Below are 19,439 nucleotides of genomic sequence, written 5' to 3'. Positions count from 1 at the left end.
GAGAGGGTGAGACGAATGCTGGAGCAATACCGGACGGTGAAGCGGCAGGCGTCCGCCGAAATCGTCATCAAGAAATCGCGGTTCATCGGCCACGTCAAGCCGGTGGAAAGCGAGGAGGAAGCGGTCGCCTTCATCGAGCAGATCAAGAAGGAGCATTGGTCGGCTACGCATAATTGCTCCGCCTATGTGGTAGGGGAGCGCGACCAATTCCAGAAGCAGTCCGATGACGGTGAACCGAGCGGCACGGCAGGCAAGCCGATCCTTGAGGTCATTAAAAATCAAGGGTTGAAAAATACCGTAGTCGTCGTGACCCGTTACTTCGGGGGAATCATGCTGGGCGCGGGAGGATTGATTCGCGCTTATACCGACGCCACGGTTGAAGGCTTGGCCGCGGCGGAGCCGGTCACGCTTGCGCTTCATCGGGAGGTGCTGGTGGAGATCGACTACACGTGGCACGGCAAGGTGGACAACGAGCTGCGCGGTAAAGGAACGATGCTCGGCGAGACGCAATTCACCGACAAAGTAACGCTCAGCTGCTGGCCGCGCGAAGCCGAGGCCGATTCCTTCGCGGCGTGGATGACCGATGTTACGCAAGGACAAGCGTCCATTATAATCGGCGAGGCGGAGTATCGGGAAGTGCCATTATGAATTCGGGGGAACGGCATATGTCCGACAGAGTTGTGATCGTGACGGGCGGGACGCTGGGCGAGTGGGCGCTTGAGCAATTACGCCCGCGGGATGTGCTCGTAGGAGCCGATCGGGGAGCGCTGTTCCTCGTCCGAAACGGCCGAAGGCCGACGCTGGCGCTGGGCGACTTTGACTCGGTGACGGCCGAGGAGCGGGAAGAAGTGCGGCGTCACAGCGAAAGCTTCATCGACTGCGATCCCGTCATGAAAGATTGGACCGATACGGAGATGGCGTTCAATTGGGCGCTGGAGCGCAATCCGCAGGAAATCGTACTGCTCGGCGCGCTCGGCAGCCGGTTCGACCATTCGCTGGCCAATGTGCACCTGCTGCGCAAAGGAATGGAGCGGGGCGTCCGCTGTTCCATCGTCGACGCTTGCAACGAGATTCTATTGCTTGGTCCGGCACAGCTGGATGTCACGTTAGTCAAAGGGAACTACACCCACGTTTCTTTGCTACCCCTCAGTCTGGAGGCGTCGGGCATTACGCTGCAAGGCTTTCTGTATCCGTTGACGGACGCTACGCTGACGCTTGGGCAATCGCTCGGAATCAGCAATGTAATCATCGGGGAGACGGGCCATGTGGAGATTCGTGACGGCCATCTTCTAGTGATCCGGAGCAAGGACGAATAAGCAGGTATATGAGACTGTCGATTAACTGGTGAATAAAGGAGTGGAAAGTGAAAAGGATACCTTCTGGCGAGTTTTGGATTTAAATTCCAACCGCTACATCCTTATCAATCCAGGAGTTTAAAACAAGCTGTCTGAGCAGAAGAAGGTATCTTTTCACTTGGAACGGCGTGTTCACGCTTCTCTAGCAGTTAATCGACAGTCTCTATATACTAGCTTTCGCCGGGATCGTGCCTATATTTCGCCCTGTACTCGCGCGGGGTTAACCCGGTATGCTTCTTGAACAGCTTATTGTAATGGCTCAAATCGCCGATGCCGACGCACTCGGCTACGGCGATGATTTTGTCGTCGGTTTCGCGCAGCAGCTTCAGCGAGGAGTGAATCCGCACCTCGTTGCGGTATTCGGTGAACGTTTTGCCCATCGTCTGCTTGAATTTGAACGTAAAGCTGGACTGGCTCATCCCGCACATTTGGCATACTTGCTCCAGGCTGATGTCCTGGGCGTAATGATGCTCGAGAAACTTGCATACCGATTGGATCGCCTTGGACTGGCTCGCATGGATCGGAGGGACGACGATCCTCTCCTCGTAACGCCGGCTCAGCCAGACGAGCATCTCGATGAGCAGCGCTTTAATGGATATTCGGTACCCTAGCGATTTCCGGTCGAACTCCTCGATCATGCGTTCCAGACGCTGCTTGAGTTCCTGCCCTTCGAGAATCGACAGCTTCATATGGGACTCGAAATCGAGAGTTTGCCGGAAAAACGGTTCGACATAGAAAAAGTTGAAAAACGACGTCATATTTGACAGCGCTTGCAGCTCATGGGTCAAAAAGGACGGCAAAAACATGACGTTGTACACGTCCAACGGCGTATCGCCGATCACGCTGTAGTCATGCTGCACGAAGGGCGGAATGACGAAAATATCGCCTTTGGATATCGGGTAGGAGCAGCCTTTATACAGATGTTCTCCGCGCCCTTCGGCTACATAGACGAGCTCGATAAAATCGTGATAATGGGCAAGGTCCGGCCGTTCGGGCATCGTCGAGTACAGAAATGCGCGAAACGGGAATTCGTCGCTCTCCAAATAGGCGTCCTTCGAGTATAGCCGCACGGCGTTTCACCTCCATCTTCATTGTAGAAGAGACAAGGAGGGATGACAACCCGATTATCCCGTTCAAGATGAAGAAAAAAGCCGGTTCGGGGCGTCCCGGCCGGCTTTCCGCTTTGCTCATTCGATTCAGCTTTCCCGGCTGTCGCCGTCCTCGCTGCGGGAAGCGCGCGCTATGTAATCGTCGTACCGGTCATCCACTTCCCGCACGATGCCGCGGACGATTTTCGTTTCCTCGACGATAGGGTCCCGCTCGGCTTGCGAACGGATTTCGTATCTCGGGCTGAGGCGCCGGAGAGCCGCGACGTCCGGATCTTTTCCCGCCATTTCCCCTTCGGTCAAGGCATCCGCCAAATCCTGCTCCAGCCGCTCCTTGCCGCGCTGTTCCATTGCATCTTCACCTCCGATTGAAGTATGGAAATGATCGCCTATAGGGTGCCCCGAAGCGGCGGAAACGATGCCGGCGCGGCGGATTATGCGTTACGGCTTGATCTCGCTTGGAGCGACACCCCAATATTTGCGGAAGACGCGGGCAAAATAGCTGTCGTCCTTATAACCGACCAGGTAGGCGGCATGATGCACTTTGCAGCCGTTCAGCAGCAGCGACTTGGCCCGCTCCATCTTCCGCTCCAGCACATAGCTGGTGAACGGCTTGCCCATCTGCTGCTTGAACAGCCTGCTGAGGTAAGACGAATTGACGTACAACCGGTCGGCCACGGCAAACAGGCTAAGCTCCTTGTCGATGTCCCGGTCCACGATATCCACGATTTTCCTGATCGTCCCGCTCATCGCCGAATTCCGCTCGCACTGCAAATAGTCGATATAGCGCTGCGCCACCCGATGCAGCCATTCGTATGCCTGTTCCTTCGTCGCCAAAGCGTGCAGGTTATGAAAATAATCGTAATCGTTCCCGACGACTTGCAGGACCGACCATCCTTGACGGCCGATCAAACGGACGAACAAAGAGCTTACATACAGCAAATGCTCGCGCACGTGCTCCACCGTATCGGCCGCGCCGATCCCGCTGTTCCATAGCTCTTCGAGCGCCGCCGCCGCCTTGACCGCATCTCCTGTCTCGAGACCGATTTCCAGCTCCTTCTCAAGTGTTGCCGGAGGGACGGTCATCCCGTTCCCGCTCTGCTCCTCGCGGTAAGGAATGACGATGTCGTTTCCGAATACGATACGCTCCTGCAGCGATTTGCGGGCTTGCTTATACAGATCGGGCAGATCCTCGAACGAGCCGCCCATGCCGCTGACCCCTACGCTCGCCGTCAGCTTCAGGCATTCCTTGATGACGCCGAGCAGCTTGGAGGCGGTGGAGTGAACTTGCAGCAGCAAGCTGTTCGGCTCGGAAGGAGGGACCGTATCGGCGAAAATGACGGCGGTCGCGCCCGCCGTATTGGTGCATACCCAGCTGCGGAGCGCCGACGTCGTCAGAAACTCGCGTACGATACTGTTCGCCGAAAATTGCAGGAGCGGCCTATCGTCCGCCTCGAACCGGCGTTCCTCCGCGCTTAACGGGTCCATGTCGATCATCGCCGCGACGAACGGGCCGCTATCCGGAAGCTCGATCAGCAGTTCCCGGCTGCGCCGCTCGATTTCCCACGGAGCGTACTTGCCGGCCAGCCAATTTTGCAGAAACATTTCCTGCAGCCGGGGCAAATGTTCCTGCCATTTGTGCTGCAGCATAGACCGGCTGTGGCGCTCCTCGAGCTCTCGCCGCAGCTGTCCGGCGGCATCCGTAACCGCCCGCAATATTTCCGTCTCGCCCGCGGGCTTGAGCAAATAATGGCTCACTCCGAGCTCGAGCGCCTTCTGCGCGAACGAGAAATTATCGTGCCCGCTCAAGATGATGCATTTGATATCGGGATCTTGGCTGCGCACGATCTGAACCAGAGTAAGTCCGTCCATCTGGGGCATCCGGATATCGAGCAGCACCAGGTCGGGCCGTTTCAAGGCAATAAGCCGGAGCGCTTCGCTACCGTTCGAAGCCAGCCCGATCACCTCGATGCCGTGCCGCTCCCACGGAATATCGCCAGCGAGCGAGTTCAGCAGCAGCGGCTCGTCTTCAACGATCAGCAGATTCATCGTACACCTCGCATTTCTCGAGCGGAAGCCATAGAATCACTTCGGTTCCTTCGCCTTCCTTGCTTGTAATCGTCAAGCCGGCTTCCGCGCCGTAGTACATTTTCATTCGGGCCGTCACATTGCGCAGACCGAATAAGTCGTCTTTGCCGCCTTCCTCCTCGAACGGAGTCAGCAGCAGCTGCGCTTCCTGCAGCTTGCCGAGCTCGTGCTGGATATACCGCAGGCGGTCGGGGGGCAGGCCGACCCCGTTGTCCTTGACGCTCAGCACGAGCCGGTCCTGCTCCAAGCGGCTTGTTATCTTAAGCTCGCCATGCTGGTCCTGCTTCTCCAAGCCGTGCAAAATCGCGTTTTCTACGATCGGCTGCAGCAGCAGCTTCAGAACCGGAATACCGGCGCTGTCCTCGGATATGTCATACTGTACGGATACGCGCTGGGAGAACCGGATTTGTTGAATGCGGATGTAATAATGCAAATGGTCGACCGTTTCGCGGAGCGGGAATGTTTCGCGCCCTTTATTCAAGCTTAGCCGGAAAAATTTGGACAAGTTCAGCACCATTTCTTTGATTTCGTTCGCCTCGTACTGGTTGGCCATCCAATAAATTGAATCCAGCGTATTGTACAGAAAGTGCGGGTTGATCTGGGACTGCAAAAACTTGAGCTCCGTCTTGGACAGCCGCAGCTGCTGCTCGTAATAGCCTTGGATGAGCTGCCTCTGGTCGTCGACCATCTGGTTGAACGTTCCGGTCAAATAGCCGAGCTCGTCCTTGCGGTTGTTGCTGAGCCGAATGTTCAAATTGCCCGTCCGGACCTGCTTCATCCCATAAGCAAGACTGTCCAGAGGCGACGCTATGCTCCTGTATACGACCCAGGCAATCCCCAGGGCAAGCAGCACGCTCAACCCGATCATGAAATACGTATACAGCCGCAGCTGCCCGGTCTCGCGGTTCAATTCGCTTTCCGGCTGCATCATCGTGAGCGACCAGTTGGAATAGCGGGCTTGAGCCCGAACGGTGAGCATCCGTTCTTCTCCTCCATCAGCGACCGGAACGGCGATATTTTCACCGCCGAGCGCCGGGAGCGGGGGAGCTTGTTCCCCTTCCGTGCCGACGACCAGTTCGCCGCCGGCCGTGTGCAAATAAATTTGCGCGTTCCGGGACGGCAGCAGGGAGCCCATCAGCTTAAGCAGCGTTTCCTTCTTGACCGACAACATCAAGATGTTAGGCTGCCTGTACCGGTTGTACAAGTCCATCGTCCGCAAAAAATATATGCGGTCGCCGGTAAACGTCCCGTCCAGCGTATCGGACTTCGAGGTAGGGGAGTAGACGACCCGCGCCCCGTTGCCTTCGATGGCCATCCGGATCGCTTCATGCTCTCTAGCGCCTTGTATCCGTTTGCCTCCATAGTTGGAAATGATCATGTACTCGGAAGGCAGGTGCAGCACCGAGATTCCGGCCAAAGTTTGATGGATCGAGGTCGTCTCGGTAATGTCCTTGAAAATTTGCGTGAAATCCAAGATCGACTGCGGGCCCGGCTCCGGGCCGGCACGCTCGAGCATTCCGATCAGATGCGTATTGGTCGAGATGAGCATCGATAAATTGTCTACGTTTTGCACGATCAGATCGATGTATTCGGCGGCGGACAAGAGCGTCCCTTTCGTCCGTTCACCGGTTTTGTGCTCGACGATTTGCTGGGATCTGGCATTGGCGAATAAGCCTACCAATACGAGAGGGAGCAGGATGAGCAGGAAATAGCTCGTTAATCGCACTTGAATGTGCCTCGTAAACCGATCGTACAGCCGATTCAATACGGTGTGCATGCTGCAGGCCACAACCCTTCTGGCGTCATCGATGATCGGCCTTATACCAATCGTTGATTTCCTTCGTAATTTCGTCGCCGCCTTCCTGCCTCCATACTTCGACGAAGCGGTCGAACTCGTCAAGAGGAGAGAGGCCCATCACGATTTTCGTGAAGGCGTCGTCCTGAATTTTCAGCAGCTTGAAATTGTAGTTGCCCATGGCCGGCGTAGGAGCTCCGTTAAACTGCGCTTTGATCAGGTTGGCATGGATTCTCTGCACGTTGTCCCACAAATGGAAATGTTCGCCCAGCGAATCGAGCCGCCGCTTCGTCACCTCCGGCACTACGGTATCGCACAAGGAGCTGTAAATGCCGCGGTACAGATGCTTGTTATGCGCCTCGAAATCGGCGACCATCTTGCCGTCCTGGATCGACCACACTTCATTCTCGAAGCCGAGCTTCAAAGTTTGGTTTCCTTGGCCGCCAATGAAATTCAGCAGCTTGACGACCTCCTCGGTACGCTCGCTTGTGGCCGGAACGACATTGTAGGAGCGCACGGAGGAGATGCTGTACGTTCCTTTTTGGCCGTCTTTGCCGGTCGGATATTCGAGCGGAATCCAATTCGCTTTCGGATCGTTTCGCCGGCTTAATTCGATCGGCCCCCGCGTGTCGAACCAGGCGGCGGAGTACAGGCCGACTTTGCCCGAGGCGACCTTGTCGCCCAAGTTTTCCGCCTTGTTCAACGGGAAGTCCCGGTCCAGTATATGGTCGCGGTACAGCTCCGCCAGAAATGCAAGCGCTTCCTTCGTCTCGGGTAAAGTGGCGGAGTAGACCAGCTTCCCGTTCCGTTCGTACCACGAATTTTGCTGCGTGCCGAAGGCGCCGAAAATCGGAGCCGTTCTGCCCAGCTGGTCGGTAATGCTGAACCCGATCGTATCGTCCTTCCCGTTGCCGTCCGGATCGTTCTTGGCGAACGCCCGCATCACTTCCTTGTATTCGTCCAGCGTCCGGGGCGGCTTCAGCCCGAGCCTGTCGAGCCAATCTTTGCGGACGTACATGATTTGCGTACCCATTACTTCGTTCAAGCTCGGTATCGCATAGATGTTCCCGTTCATCGTCACCTGGTCCCACGCTTCTTGCGGAATCAGCCGTTTCAGATCAGGCCCGTACTTGTCGATGTACTCGTTAAGCGGCTTCAAAGCTCCTTGCTTCACATAGGTGGACAAAAAAGCGGCGCTCCCTGTATTGATCATATCGGGCAATTGTCCGGACGCCATAATGACGTTCAGCTTATCGACATAGCCGTTTGCCGGGGGAAGCATCACCTGTATGTCCAAATTGGTGTTTTTCTCGATATAGTCCAAATATGGATTGTTGTTCTCGTCCAGTCCGGGGGGGAACGTGCTGGATTGCCCGTTGATCGCTATGCTGATTTTCCGGGGCGGCTCTCCCCGTTTCGAATCGTCGTTCGCCGGTCCTTCTTGGTCCGAGAGGCCCGAAGTGCAGCCGTTCATCAGCAGTGCTATTGCCGCGACCGGCAGCCAAGCGTGAAGAAACGGCTTCTTATTGACGGTTCTCATCGAATGTGCCCCCCTTGTATGACGTTGTACTAGTATTTTAGCAGAGATAGCCGAAAAGCGAATAAGAGAAAACGCCGGGAAACGCGCAAACACCGCCCGGGCTGCCGCCGGACGATGTTCGCTGGATGCGGATGGATTTGAACGAAACGTTGGAGTCCTACTTTGCATTTTTTTGCGCTTCGGCGATCTTTTTGTTGATCTCTTCTTCCGCCGTGCGAAGCGCCGCCGCGACGTCCAGCTTGCCTTTGGAATACCCGTCGACGGCGACTTCCGTGAAAGTCGATCTCGCGATGCCGTCGTATCTCGTTACGGTAATCGGCTTGCCGATCGTATCTTTAAAAAACGCGGCCGTATTTTTCCCTTTCAGCACAGGCAGATCGACACCGAAATCTTTGACGACGCTTTCGCTTTTCACGACGGGAACCCGGCCTTTTCTTGCGTTCGCTCCCTGTATTTCGTCGGACAGCAGGTAAGCGATGACTCGGAACGCTTCATCCCGGTTCGTGCTTGTCGGGGGGATCGCGTAGAAGGGGGCGTTCATTTGCGAGCCGATGCTTTCCATTCCATCGAAGCGCGGCAGGCTGACCATATCCCACTCCATGCCTTTGCTGACCGCATCGGGCAGCTGATCGAGCAAGCTCGGCCCGGTATACATCGCCACTTCCTGCCTCCGGATAAAGACGCCGTCCCCGTAGCCGATCAGATGGTTCCCGTCGAACTGATAAAACCGGGTCATCTGCTCCAGCCATTTTCTCCATTGATCCGTATTGATCGCCGCTTTGTTCGTTTTCGGGTCGACGAAGGGGAGGGCCATCTGATTTTTGTATACCAGGTTCAAATGGTTGTACTGGAACCCTTCGTACTGTACACCGTTATCGACACGGGTCAGTTTTTTGGCCATTTCGTATACTTCGTTCCAGGTCATGCCGTCCTTCGGATAAGCTACCCCGAACCTGTCGAAAATGTTCTTGTTGTAGTACAGCACGTTGTTATTCAATTCGTAAGGCATGATCATGAGCTTGCCGCCCTCGTAATACGACTTGATCGTCTCCAGCACCGAGGGGGAGAAGCGGTTCAGGTCGAAATTGTGCCTCTTCACGAGATCGGTCATATCGGTAGCGAGCTGCAAGTCGATTACGGTGAACAGTCCTCCCGCCGAGAAGGCGACGAGATCGAGGTTCGTGCCGGCCGCGAGCGTATCTTCGATCGTGCTGCCTTTGCCGTGAATAATCATGTTCAGCTTGATGTGGGGGTATTTGGCTTCTACCTTCTGCTGAAGCTCTTCTACGAGCTGCTTCGAGTAGCCGTTGTAGAAAAAGTTCAGTGTCGCCGGCTTCGGAGGTACCTCCGCCGGTTGGCCCTTGTCCCCCTTGTCAGCCGCGCCGGTCGCGCTTTCTCCTTTGCCGCATGCGGACAGTATGGCGATCATGAGCAGCAACATCATGGATGATTTCAGTCTATTCATTTGCGTCCCCCCAATAAAGTGCGATTCTGTTCGGATGATTTGATTATAGGAAGAACCGTTTGGGGGGAACAGGGGGCGTTAATGACCTTATCCGGTATTCTCATGACTATATCCCAAACCGACAGCTTACTGTAGGGGAAGAGGCTGCCTGCGAACAACAGTTTGCATATTAGATGGCCGTCCGGATCGGGGTCAGCAAATAGAGCGCCGAAGCGCGCTGCCCGACAGGTACGGCAGTGATGGGGCCCAGCTTGTCAGTGAAACGGAACGTCACGCTCTCGCTGTCGACGGCGCGTATAATGTCCGCCATATATTTGCCGTTAAAAGAGATTGCGACATGCGGTCCGATCATGCTCTCGATCCGCAATTCCTCCCGAACGTCGCCGATTTCCGTCGTCCCGGAGAGTAGCTCCATCGTTTGCTCCGTATTCGTGCGCAGCTGAACGACGCTTCCTTCGCCGGCCAGCAGAGTCACCCTTTCAATAGCCCGCAAAATTCGATACGTATCGACCGTTACTTCCGTCATAGGATTGGAAGGCACAAGCTTGTCGATCGGAGGATAAGCGCCCTGCAGCAAGGAGCAGTAAAGCGACATGCCCGCCGACCGGAAACGGATATGCGCTTCGTCCGCGACGATCGCCGTCTCGCCTTCTTCGTCCAGCAATTTGGCGAGCTCGCTTAATCCTTTGCCGGGAATGACCGCAGTGTAAACGTGCGGGTCTCCTTGCTGTTCTACGGGAGACGTCCGGGAGGCAAATCGTACGCTGTCGGTAGCGACGAACCGCAGATTCCGCCCGTCGAACTTGCAGAGCACGCCCGACAGCAGCGGCCGGGCTTCGGATGAGGACACCGCAAATGCGACTTGACGGATCATCGATTTCAGCAAACCGTTGGACAGGGTCATCCGCCAATCGGCCCGATCCATCCGGGGCGTCTCCGGAAACAGCGCGGGATCCAGCCCGAATAAACGGAATTGGCCGTCGCCCGAGCGTACGGTCAGCGTTTGCCGGTTCGTAAGTTCCAATAGGATGGGGGCCGGAGGGAGCTTGCGGACGATATCGATCAAATAACGGGCCGGAACGACAAGGGCCGCCTCTTGTTCTGGAGCCGGTCCGGTCGGAAATTCCGCTACGTCCTGCCGGATATCCGTATGGATCGTCATCACGCCGTTGCTGGCGGCCACGGTTACTCCGACCGGGTGAAACCGGATATGTATGCCGTACAGAATGGGGATCGGACTGTTGGCCGGGACCGCTCTAGCGACCTGCTGCAAGGCGTCGGACAATACGGGCTGCGGGATAGCGACTCTCATCCGTCCACCCGCTTGCTCGCTTTGTCCGAGAAATGCTCCATAATAAGCTCCCGGATAAGCTCCGATCTCGACATGCGCTGCTCGGCGCACAGGCGATCGAGCTCTTCCCACGCCGGCCCGGGCAAAGTGACCGATACTTTCCGCGTCTCGCCGATCCCTTTGCGGCCTGCGCCTTCGCGGGGACCTCCCCGGGAAAACATCGCGCTGATCTGACCTTCCCGCTTCGGGACGATAAGCTTGATCTCTTCTTCATGTTTCAAATCGGATCACCGTCATTATTTAGAATATGGTAACTTAAATCAAATAACCGATTATCTTAACAGTACCATAGTCGCGCAAGGCTGGCAATCCACGATTTGACGTTGAAGCGAAAGCGGAGTATGATATTAATTGAACACTGGTCAAAAAAAGGAGCGGATAAACGATGACTCCCCGGAAAGCGGTAGACGAAGAGCTGGACAAAGAAAAAATTATGCAGGCGGCGCGCGATCTTTTCGTCACCCAAGGGTACCGGTCCGTTTCGATGCGGGGGATAGCCGGACGTTTGGGGTACAGCCATGGGGCGCTCTACTACCATTTCAAGGACAAAGCCGCTTTATTCAGCGCGATGGTCATGTCCGATTTCGACAAGCTGAACGACAGGTTGGACGAGGCGATGCGTGAGCATACGGGAGACCCTGCGGCGACGCTCGAACGGATCTTTACGGCCTATATCCGCTTTGGGCTGGACCATAAGCCGCATTACGAGATCATGTTTATGCTGGAGCAATCGGAGCTGAACGAAGCGGCCCGCAGCGCCCAGATGGCTTCCTACGACCGTTTCGCGGCAGCCGTACTGCAGCTGCTGCGGGAATCGGGCTCAACGGGGGACGTGGCGTTGACGATTCCATGGAGCTTGTTTTTATCGCTGCACGGGTTTGTCGCCTATTATTTGCATACCGATCAGACGATTGACCATCTGCGCGACTTGGCGGAGCAGTATGTCGGTTTGATGGTACGGGGGCTGCGATAGGAACGAAGCGTGCTGATAAGGCCGTCGTTGTACTGGAACCGGTAGCAAAATAGCGGAAGTAATCGACGCTATATTGCCGATACCGTCCGGCTGCAACTAAATAGAGGAAAAAAATGAGTATAAAATAGCTAAATAACGTCGTTTTTTCCGTTAAGGATGGCGAATTTTTTTTGCGGTTTAATTGACCTTTGGTTAATAAAAAAACAAGGAGGAATCGGAATGAAACGGGCGATTGTATTGGGAGCGGCCGGAGGCATGGGACGAGAGTTGGTGAAGGAACTGCTCGGCAGGGGCATCGAGACGGTGGCGTTCGGAAGGTCGAAGGAAAAGCTGGAGCGTCTGGCGGACACTTGCGGTAACGATCCGCTGCTTACGGTCGCGGCGGGGGACGCGATGCGCCCCGAGGATATAGCCCGAGCGGCGGTAGGAGCGGACGTCGTCTATCACAGTATGGGAATCCCTTATCCGGAATGGGGCGACAAGCTGCTGCCTCTTGCGGCGTCGGTCATGCGCGGGGCGAAGGAGGCGGGGGCGAAGACGGTCGTCATCGACAATATTTATGCTTATGGCAAAATTGCGGCCTCGCCTGCAACGGAGCAGCATCCGAAACGCCCGCATACGCGCAAAGGGAAGCTGCGGCTGGAGATGGAGCGGGTTATTATGGACGCCCATCGGGACGGAGCGCGTGCGTTGATCGCCCGCCTGCCGGATTTTTACGGCCCGGACGTCCCGAACTCCATGCTGCATGTAACATTGGATGCAATCGCCAAGCGGAAGTCCGCCATGTTCGTCGGCAAGTTGGACATACCGCGCGAATATGTATATTTGCCCGATGCCGCTAAAGCGGTAGTGGAGCTATCCATAAACGATGATGCTTACGGAGAGATATGGCATATCCCCGGAGCGGATACGATTACGGGGGCGGAGCTCGTTCGCATCGCGCAGGCGGAAGCGGGGCAGGCAAAGCCGGTTCGTTCTATCGGGAGAAAAACGTTTGCGATACTGGGGCTGTTCAACCCGTTCATGCGCGAGGTAAGGGAGATGCTGTATTTGACGGAGGAGCCTTTCGTACTGAGCGGAGCCAAATACCTCGAGCGTATCGGCCCGCTGCCGGCGACACCCTACGAGCGTGGAATCCGGGAAACGGTAAGAGCACATATGGCGGCAAGCGGCAGACGTTGAGAGTGGGGCTGCCGTTGCAGCCTTTTTTGTTACAAAAATAAAAACAATACATGTATTATAATTTTAATAATCAATTCTCATTTTTTAATAAAAAAACGATACTAGTTTTATACTTGTATTATAAAACTGAACGGAGTATACTTAATTCCGGAAAGACAGGTGCTTTTACGTAGAGGTGGCGCGGGGACGCTGCTGGCCTTTTGGTGAAATGTAAGCGCTGCAATACGAAGCGGAAAACGCAGGAGGTGAACGCGTTTGGCGTCATTAAAGTACGATTCGTTCTATCGATACGAGGAGTGGACCGGGTTCCTGAAGCAAATCCAGTCGGAGCATCCTTCCTTCGTTCGGCTGATCCCGCTCGCGCAGACGAAACAAGGCAGACACGTATATTTGGCCGAAGTCAACGACCCGTCGACGGGTCCGGCCGAATCGAAGGGAGCCTATTACATACAGGCCGGTCTTCACGCCATCGAGGGAGCGGGAATTACGGCGGCGCTGCATATCCTCCACGCGCTGCTGACGGTGGACGACTACCGCGAGCTGCTGAAGCGGGTGGCGTTCTACATCGTGCCTTGCGCGGACCCGGACGGGAGCGACTATGCCTTGTCGGCGCAAATCGATATCCGCAATCGGTACGAAGATACTTTTCGCAAAAACCAATTGCTGCCTCAGGATATAAACGGGGACGGATATGTGCTGCAAATGCGTTGGCGCGATCCGCTCGGACTTTACAAGGAGCACCCCGACGAGCCCCGGCTCATGATCCGGAGGGAACCGGGGGACATGGAAGGCGCCTTCTACCATGTGGCGCAAGAAGGACTGATCCGCGACTACGACGGCACGCCTCCGGCGAGCCCGCGTCGCGTCGACTTCAACCGGAGCTATCCCGTCGAATGGAAGCCGGGCGCGGTCGCATCCGCTTTTCCTTTATCCGAGCCGGAAATGCGGGCGATTGCCGAGTTCCAGGTCGCGCATCCGAATATTTTCGCCGGCGTCGATTTTCATTGCGGAACGCACGCCGTGCTGCGGACATCGTATAAGCCGGATTCCCAATTTCATGCCGGTGATTTGCGGACTACGATGCAGATCGGCAAACTGGCGGAGGAAATAACCGGATTTCCGCTCATGTCCACCGACAATTACAATTTTGGCGGCGCTCCGATCCGGTTGAACGGCAATTCGAACGATTGGGCCTACGCGAAGCTCGGAATTTCCCATTATGTGATCGAAGTGGGCTTCGGGTTTACGAGTATCGGATTGCAGCCGAACGAGATCATTCGATCCGACGACAAGATGAGGGAGGAATATATGCGGCGCCTTCTCGCCTTTCACGACGGCCATGGCAGCCGGATCTTCATGCCTTGGCGGACGTTCGGCCACCCGCAGCTGGGCGAGGTGGAAATCGGCGGCATGATGGCGGGAAGCGCGCGGTTCATGTATCCGCCCGATATGGAGGGGGTCGTTCCCGGAACGACCGGGTTTGTGCTCAGGCACGCGGCCATGTGTCCCCGCTTGATCGTGGCGAACGTGGAGGCGACTCCGCTAGGGGCGCGTCTGTTCCGTATCCGCGCGACAGTCGGCAATATTGGCGGGCTATCGACGGAGGTCATGCAGGAAGGCGGCAGCCCGGATATGAAACGGCCGGTTACGGTCAGGCTGGTCGGGGAAGGCATCGAGATTTTGAACCGGAGCGCCGTGCATCAAACCGATTCTCTGGCCCCTGCGGGCGGTTCCTTTGCAGTGGAATGGTTTATCAGAGCGGAAGAGAATCGATTCGCCGCATCGATCGAGGCCGGCCATCCGAGAGCGGGGTCCGTGCGTTGCGAAGTCTCGCTGCAGGATCTCTAGTCCGGCGTCGGAAGAGGAGTTCCTCCCCGACTCTAGCGGGGAGTATGGTTCATGAGGCGTTTGGCAAAATCTTTGGCCGATTCCATTCCGGTCCAAAACAGCTGCATACCGGTGTGGAGCCTGTTATAAAGGTCCTGTTTATGAGGAACGAGGTCATGAACGAAGAAATTGTTGTCGATTTGGCCGTCCGCGATGTTCAGCTTATCGAGGTACCCTTTCTCCCACACCTTCTCATTGATTGACGGAATGGCGGACAACTGCCCGGTTTGACGGGCGATTTCTTCCTGAACATCGGGGCGTACGGCAGTCCGTAGAAAATGTCCGGCCATTTCCATCTGGGTACAACCGGAATGTACGGCAAATACGTTGGCTGCCAAGGTCGTCCTGCGGGTATCGCCGAAAGGCAAGTAGGCGACTCCCGGCTCAAACGGCAGCCGCGCCTGCCGCATGCCGGCCAGTTCAATCGACGTCGTCAGCATCATGGCCGTTCTCTGATGAAGGAAGGGATGGGATTCCAAGTCGAATTCCGAGACGGAATGGCGATACGCGACCCGGTATCGATACAACAGGTCATGAATAAATGTCAACGTATTTTCCATAGGTTCGGTATGGATGAACGAATGAAAATTGACGCCCTGCTGCAAAGCGATCACCGACCAGCGGCTCAACATGCTGGACAAAGAGAAGCCGTACAAATCCAGAATACCGTCGCCGTTCGTATCGATCGTCAGCTTCTGGGCCGTGCGGATAAAATCTTCCTTGATCCATCTGCCGTCCGGCTCGGGAACGCCGTATTTTTTGAAGAGAAGCGGATTGTAAGCCAAATAAACCGGGGAAAAACCGGCCGGCAGCGCCTTCACGACCTCGCGGGTGCGAAAAGCCGAAGTCAATCGGGAGTAGAGCGTATTCAAGTCCGCACCGAGCATCGGACGAAGATCGGCGAAATCCCCGGTCTGCAAAAACATATGGAAATGCCTGTCGGTCAGCAGCATGATGTCGGGTTGAAACCCCAATTCGCGATTGTTGCGAATATTGCTCCAAAATTCAGGGTGGGGAAACCGCAGCACCTTCACCTCGACCTCGGGATGGAGGTCCTGAAAGCGTCTGATGATGATCGGCATGCAGTGATCGACGAAATGAGAGGGCGAGATAGCGACGATCCGCAGCAGTTTCTGTTTGCCTTCTTCGACGGTCAAATCATGGGGAACCATGCTGCCTTGGCCCGCTTTTTTGATGATCAGGCCTTCGTTCAGCAGCAGCTCCAGGCTTTTGCGTACTGTTACCCTGCTTACCCGGTATTGATTGTGAAGCTCGTTCTCGGACATCAGAAACTGTCCGGGTTTGATTTCTTTCGTCAAAATTTTTTTGCGCAAAAGATCGGCAAGCTCGGTATATCGAAAATCGGTCTTTCTTCTCATAACATCTCTCGCTTTCTTATCGTTTCAGAAAGTTTAACTTCGCTAAAGCGTTAAAGCGAAGTGCGAGTTTCTGAACCAGGAAAAACTTCCTCTAGATCGCGGTCGCTCATCCTTGAATTACGTCGATAGACGTTTTTCTTATAATACATGTATTATACTTCTGATCGCGTTTGAGTGCAAAAAGGACCGTTTTTTTTGGATTGAGTACGTCAAGTCTCGAATAATTGATACATGTCCTATACTTATACCGATTATAGAAATCAATGATGCAGTCCGGAGGGCTATCCATGGATGTTACCTCGTATCGGAAAACGCGCAGCACCTTATATACGGAAGAGAAGCTTTCGAGCGCACGAGCCAATATCCGAAAGTTCGATTGGGCGAAAAGGCTGCGGGACGACGCTGTTGCCAAAGCGGACCGGTTTCTGGCGGCGGGATACGATTATTTGTGGCGCGCCGTCCCGCCCCAGACGCTTCCCCGCAGCTACGCCGTCAATCAGCGGGTTGGCAGTCCCGTGACCGGGAAGCAGATCGACGCCTACGGAAACTACCCGTATTCGGCCGACCCGCTGACCATGCCTTGGAAAATCAAGGATCCGAGCAGCGGCTATTTGTTTCCTACGAACGATTTCGGCGCTTATTATGCGAGCGGACTGGACGTTCACGGCATTTTCAGGCCGGAATCGGCCGACCGCAGCCTGCTCGTGAACCGGCTCTACCCGGAAAAGGGGCCGGACTGGTGCGTGGACGACGGGTATGGGTGGTCGGACGGGGAAGGGAACCGGTATACGTTTATAGCGCACTATATCCACTGGTTTCTTTGGTACGGGCAGGGGAGCAAAGGACTTATAGAAAATGCGGTAACCGGGCTTCGCGATGCTTATGTATTCACGGGGGAAAGAAAATATGCGGTTGCGGGCACGATTCTGCTCGACAGAATCGCGGACGTCTATCCCGCTCTCGATATCGCGGCATTCGACCCGGAAGCCTACTTGAACTCCCATGGCGGAACCGGCCAAGGAAAAGCGATAGGCTGCCTATGGGAGCAGTGGGTCATCGACAACCTGATTACGGCGTACGATGCGTTCTTTCCGGCGACGGACGATCCGGAAATCGTCGCATATTTGAGCGCCCAGGCTAAGCGCTATAGATTGCCGAACCCGAAGACGTCCGGAGCCGACGTCAGAAGGAACATCGAGGACGGCATCGTCCGTCAAGCGTATGAAGGCGTGAAGAAAGCGCAAATATTCAGCACTAACGGTAGGACGGTCAGCGTGCTTGCCAAAGCGGCAGTCGTGCTGGATTCGTTCCCGGAGACGAAGGAATGGCTGGATTTCGCGTTCCGCGCGGGGGGGCTTGCGGTAAAGCCGTACCGGATCACGGGCGGAAACCTGCTGCCCCGGCTCGTGAACCAGGTGGACCGGGACGGCTTCCCTCCGTCGGCGGGAGCGGGATACAACCGATTGTGGCTGGAGCAGCACCAGGATATCGCCGACGTACTGGGTGCCTACGATAAGTATCCGTCAGCCGATCTGTACAGGAACGTAAAGTTCCGGAAAATGTTCGCGCAATACCCGTTAATCATGATCGATGCCTACACCCCCCAGATCGGAGATTCCGGATTGACGGGCAAGCCGGGGTTTGCGCTGAAAATGACGGATATGTTGAAAGCATTTGAACGGTTCGGCGACCCGATCTATGCTCAGGCGGCGTATTTGCTGAACGGCAACCGGCTGGATGGCATCAGCGGGGATGTATTTTCCCGGGATCCCGACGCATTGACGGAGAAGGTAAGGAGTATTGTAGCCGAACACGGTCCGCTCCGGCTCGGAAGCGTCAATTTGACGGGGTACGGATTTGCCGTTCTGCGGGACGGAGAGGAGACCGGGGGACGCGCCTTAAGGGATTTGTGGATGTACTACGGGAGAACGAGCGGTCACGGGCATCGAGATGCGTTGAATATCGGCATTCATGCGTTCGGGCTCGATCTGGCCCCGGATCTGGGATATCCCGAATATACCGGGGGCCACCCGAATCGGGTGGAGTGGGTCAGCAATACGATCAGCCACAATACCGTAGTGGTCGACAAGTCCAAGCAATGCGAGCAATGGGTAGGGATTCCGCGGCATTTCGATGACGGTGAACGGGTGAAGCTGATCGATGCGGAAGCCCCGAACGCATATCCGCAGACGGTGCGCTACCGCCGGACGACCGCTTACGTGAGAGCGGACGGATTCCATTCTTACGCGGTCGATTTTTTCCGCGTGAAGGGCGGCTCCGATCATCACTTCAGCTTCCATGGAGCCGGGGAAACCGTATCGACGGAGGAGCTGACCCTCATCAGTCAGCCGACCGGTACATATGCGGGCCCCCATACGGCCTTCGGCGAGAAGGAGCGCGACCAGCCGGGCGGCGCAGGCTACAAGGGAAGCGGCTTTCATTATTTGCGCAGTGTGGAGCGGGACGTCAACCCTCCGAGCGCGTTCAGCGTCGAATGGAACATACAGGACACTTGGGAGGTGCTGCCGGAGGTTGCGGATATACGGCTGCGCCTGACCATGCTGGGCGATGCGGACGAGGTCGCTCTGGCCGACGGGGAGCCTCCGCGCAACAAACCGGGCAATCCGAAGCGCTTGAAATATTTGATCGTCCGCCGGACCGGGGAGCTTCTGGACAGCCAGTTCGTTTCGGTTATCGAGGCGTACGACGGCAGCCGGTTTATCCGTTCCGTCAGCCGGGTGCCGCTGAAAGTCGGCGGAAAACCTTTTGCCGGAACCGGGGCCGCCGCAGTCCGGGTGGAACTGGTCAGCGGACGAACGGATTACATCGTCAATTCGCTCGATCCCGATACGACCTATATCGTCGATGACAAGTATGCGTTCAAGGGCTTCTTCGGTATAATCTCCGAAGAGAGCGGGATTCCGGCTTACGGTTATATGCATGACGGCACCGTGCTGGGCGGCATGATCGGGACGGAGCGGGGAGCGTTGACGGGAACCGTCGTCGATTTCACGAAAGAACTCCGCACGGAAAACCGGATTGTCGTGGAGCTGGATCACTCCTATGCGGAGATAGCCCGCTTGGCAGGCTCTTATCTGTACATTGAAACGGACGGAGAGCGCAACGGCAGCTACCGGATCGAACGCGTCGAAGAGCGGCAGGGAAACCGGTTCGTTTTCGGGATCGGGGACGTTACGCCGGTACGCGGCTTTGCCGATCCGGAAGATTTCGCCAAAGGCTTCGTTTATGATATCCGCGAGGGTGCGGCGTGCAAAATTCCGTTAGCCTTCGAAACCGTTCACGAAAAATCCGTATGAA

Annotated in this window: 15 protein-coding genes; 6 read left to right on the top strand and 9 right to left on the bottom strand. The window is 55.9% G+C overall.

All coding sequences use genetic code 11. From position 1 onward, the window contains the following. The first annotated feature begins 15 nt into the window (after window positions 1-15). Together FE783_RS08655 and FE783_RS08650 are read left to right on the top strand one after the other, a co-directional pair. Window positions 16-648, top strand: coding sequence for a YigZ family protein (locus FE783_RS08655; protein ID WP_138879198.1), 633 nt, complete (start codon window positions 16-18; stop codon window positions 646-648). Between the two features lie 17 nt (window positions 649-665). Then, window positions 666-1,316 (top strand): thiamine diphosphokinase, encoded by a 651-nt coding sequence (locus tag FE783_RS08650; RefSeq protein WP_138878953.1) that lies wholly within the window; start codon window positions 666-668, stop codon window positions 1,314-1,316. 209 nt (window positions 1,317-1,525) lie between these two features. On the opposite strand, the gene FE783_RS08645 is transcribed toward FE783_RS08650, so the two are convergent. From FE783_RS08645 to FE783_RS08610, 8 genes are all read right to left on the bottom strand, one after another. Next, window positions 1,526-2,425, bottom strand: coding sequence for an AraC family transcriptional regulator (locus FE783_RS08645; protein WP_138878952.1), 900 nt, complete (start codon window positions 2,423-2,425; stop codon window positions 1,526-1,528). Between the two features lie 126 nt (window positions 2,426-2,551). Then, window positions 2,552-2,812, bottom strand: a complete 261-nt coding sequence (locus tag FE783_RS08640) for a hypothetical protein (RefSeq protein WP_138878951.1) — start codon at window positions 2,810-2,812, stop codon at window positions 2,552-2,554. A 90-nt stretch (window positions 2,813-2,902) separates the two neighbouring features. Next, window positions 2,903-4,510, bottom strand: coding sequence for a response regulator (locus FE783_RS08635; RefSeq protein WP_138878950.1), 1,608 nt, complete (start codon window positions 4,508-4,510; stop codon window positions 2,903-2,905). Beyond that, window positions 4,491-6,326 (bottom strand): cache domain-containing sensor histidine kinase, encoded by a 1,836-nt coding sequence (locus tag FE783_RS08630; RefSeq protein WP_138878949.1) that lies wholly within the window; start codon window positions 6,324-6,326, stop codon window positions 4,491-4,493. Before FE783_RS08630 ends, FE783_RS08635 begins: the two co-directional genes overlap by 20 nt. 25 nt (window positions 6,327-6,351) lie before the next feature. Continuing rightward, window positions 6,352-7,884 carry an extracellular solute-binding protein gene (locus FE783_RS08625; RefSeq protein ID WP_238402947.1) on the bottom strand — a complete coding sequence of 511 codons (1,533 nt, stop codon included), beginning with the start codon at window positions 7,882-7,884 and terminating at the stop codon, window positions 6,352-6,354. A 157-nt stretch (window positions 7,885-8,041) separates the two neighbouring features. After that, window positions 8,042-9,349, bottom strand: coding sequence for an ABC transporter substrate-binding protein (locus FE783_RS08620; protein ID WP_138878948.1), 1,308 nt, complete (start codon window positions 9,347-9,349; stop codon window positions 8,042-8,044). A gap of 169 nt (window positions 9,350-9,518) precedes the next feature. After that, complete coding sequence (dnaN, locus tag FE783_RS08615; RefSeq protein ID WP_138878947.1) at window positions 9,519-10,661, bottom strand: DNA polymerase III subunit beta; 1,143 nt, start codon at window positions 10,659-10,661, stop codon at window positions 9,519-9,521. Then, window positions 10,658-10,921 (bottom strand): ribbon-helix-helix domain-containing protein, encoded by a 264-nt coding sequence (locus FE783_RS08610; protein WP_238402946.1) that lies wholly within the window; start codon window positions 10,919-10,921, stop codon window positions 10,658-10,660. The genes dnaN and FE783_RS08610 overlap by 4 nt, the downstream gene beginning before the upstream one ends. A gap of 164 nt (window positions 10,922-11,085) precedes the next feature. Here FE783_RS08610 and FE783_RS08605 point away from each other — a divergent pair, with 164 nt between their 5' ends. The 3 genes from FE783_RS08605 to FE783_RS08595 all read left to right on the top strand — a co-directional run bounded on the left by FE783_RS08605 (window position 11,086) and on the right by FE783_RS08595 (window position 14,703). Further along, complete coding sequence (locus FE783_RS08605; RefSeq protein ID WP_138878946.1) at window positions 11,086-11,673, top strand: TetR/AcrR family transcriptional regulator; 588 nt, start codon at window positions 11,086-11,088, stop codon at window positions 11,671-11,673. A 219-nt stretch (window positions 11,674-11,892) separates the two neighbouring features. Continuing rightward, on the top strand, window positions 11,893-12,855 hold the full coding sequence (locus tag FE783_RS08600; protein ID WP_138878945.1) for an SDR family NAD(P)-dependent oxidoreductase: 963 nt from the start codon (window positions 11,893-11,895) through the stop codon (window positions 12,853-12,855). A 255-nt stretch (window positions 12,856-13,110) separates the two neighbouring features. After that, on the top strand, window positions 13,111-14,703 hold the full coding sequence (locus FE783_RS08595) for a M14 family metallopeptidase (protein WP_138878944.1): 1,593 nt from the start codon (window positions 13,111-13,113) through the stop codon (window positions 14,701-14,703). 32 nt (window positions 14,704-14,735) lie between these two features. On the opposite strand, the gene FE783_RS08590 is transcribed toward FE783_RS08595, so the two are convergent. Beyond that, window positions 14,736-16,121: an extracellular solute-binding protein gene (locus FE783_RS08590; RefSeq protein WP_138878943.1), complete on the bottom strand. Its 1,386-nt coding sequence runs from the start codon at window positions 16,119-16,121 to the stop codon at window positions 14,736-14,738. A gap of 287 nt (window positions 16,122-16,408) precedes the next feature. Between FE783_RS08590 and FE783_RS08585 the strand changes: the two genes are divergently transcribed. Continuing rightward, window positions 16,409-19,438, top strand: coding sequence for a heparinase II/III domain-containing protein (locus tag FE783_RS08585; protein WP_158301684.1), 3,030 nt, complete (start codon window positions 16,409-16,411; stop codon window positions 19,436-19,438). Window position 19,439 lies beyond the last annotated feature (1 nt).

Source organism: Paenibacillus mesophilus, assembly GCF_005938385.1.
Classification (GTDB): Bacteria; Bacillota; Bacilli; order Paenibacillales; family NBRC-103111; genus Paenibacillus_AB; species Paenibacillus_AB mesophilus.
This window is presented reverse-complemented; position numbering and strand designations above follow the sequence as displayed.

Excerpts from the sequence above, each read along its gene's own strand:
- FE783_RS08655 (WP_138879198.1), top strand. The coding sequence starts at position 16 with ATGCTGGAGCAATACCGGACGGTGAAGCGGCAGGCGTCCGCCGAAATC.
- FE783_RS08650 (WP_138878953.1), top strand. The coding sequence starts at position 666 with ATGTCCGACAGAGTTGTGATCGTGACGGGCGGGACGCTGGGCGAGTGG.
- FE783_RS08640 (WP_138878951.1), bottom strand. The coding sequence starts at position 2,812 with ATGGAACAGCGCGGCAAGGAGCGGCTGGAGCAGGATTTGGCGGATGCC.
- FE783_RS08635 (WP_138878950.1), bottom strand. The coding sequence starts at position 4,510 with ATGAATCTGCTGATCGTTGAAGACGAGCCGCTGCTGCTGAACTCGCTC.
- FE783_RS08630 (WP_138878949.1), bottom strand. The coding sequence starts at position 6,326 with ATGCACACCGTATTGAATCGGCTGTACGATCGGTTTACGAGGCACATT.
- FE783_RS08625 (WP_238402947.1), bottom strand. The coding sequence starts at position 7,884 with ATGAGAACCGTCAATAAGAAGCCGTTTCTTCACGCTTGGCTGCCGGTC.
- FE783_RS08620 (WP_138878948.1), bottom strand. The coding sequence starts at position 9,349 with ATGAATAGACTGAAATCATCCATGATGTTGCTGCTCATGATCGCCATA.
- dnaN (WP_138878947.1), bottom strand. The coding sequence starts at position 10,661 with ATGAGAGTCGCTATCCCGCAGCCCGTATTGTCCGACGCCTTGCAGCAG.
- FE783_RS08605 (WP_138878946.1), top strand. The coding sequence starts at position 11,086 with ATGACTCCCCGGAAAGCGGTAGACGAAGAGCTGGACAAAGAAAAAATT.
- FE783_RS08600 (WP_138878945.1), top strand. The coding sequence starts at position 11,893 with ATGAAACGGGCGATTGTATTGGGAGCGGCCGGAGGCATGGGACGAGAG.
- FE783_RS08590 (WP_138878943.1), bottom strand. The coding sequence starts at position 16,121 with ATGAGAAGAAAGACCGATTTTCGATATACCGAGCTTGCCGATCTTTTG.
- FE783_RS08585 (WP_158301684.1), top strand. The coding sequence starts at position 16,409 with ATGGATGTTACCTCGTATCGGAAAACGCGCAGCACCTTATATACGGAA.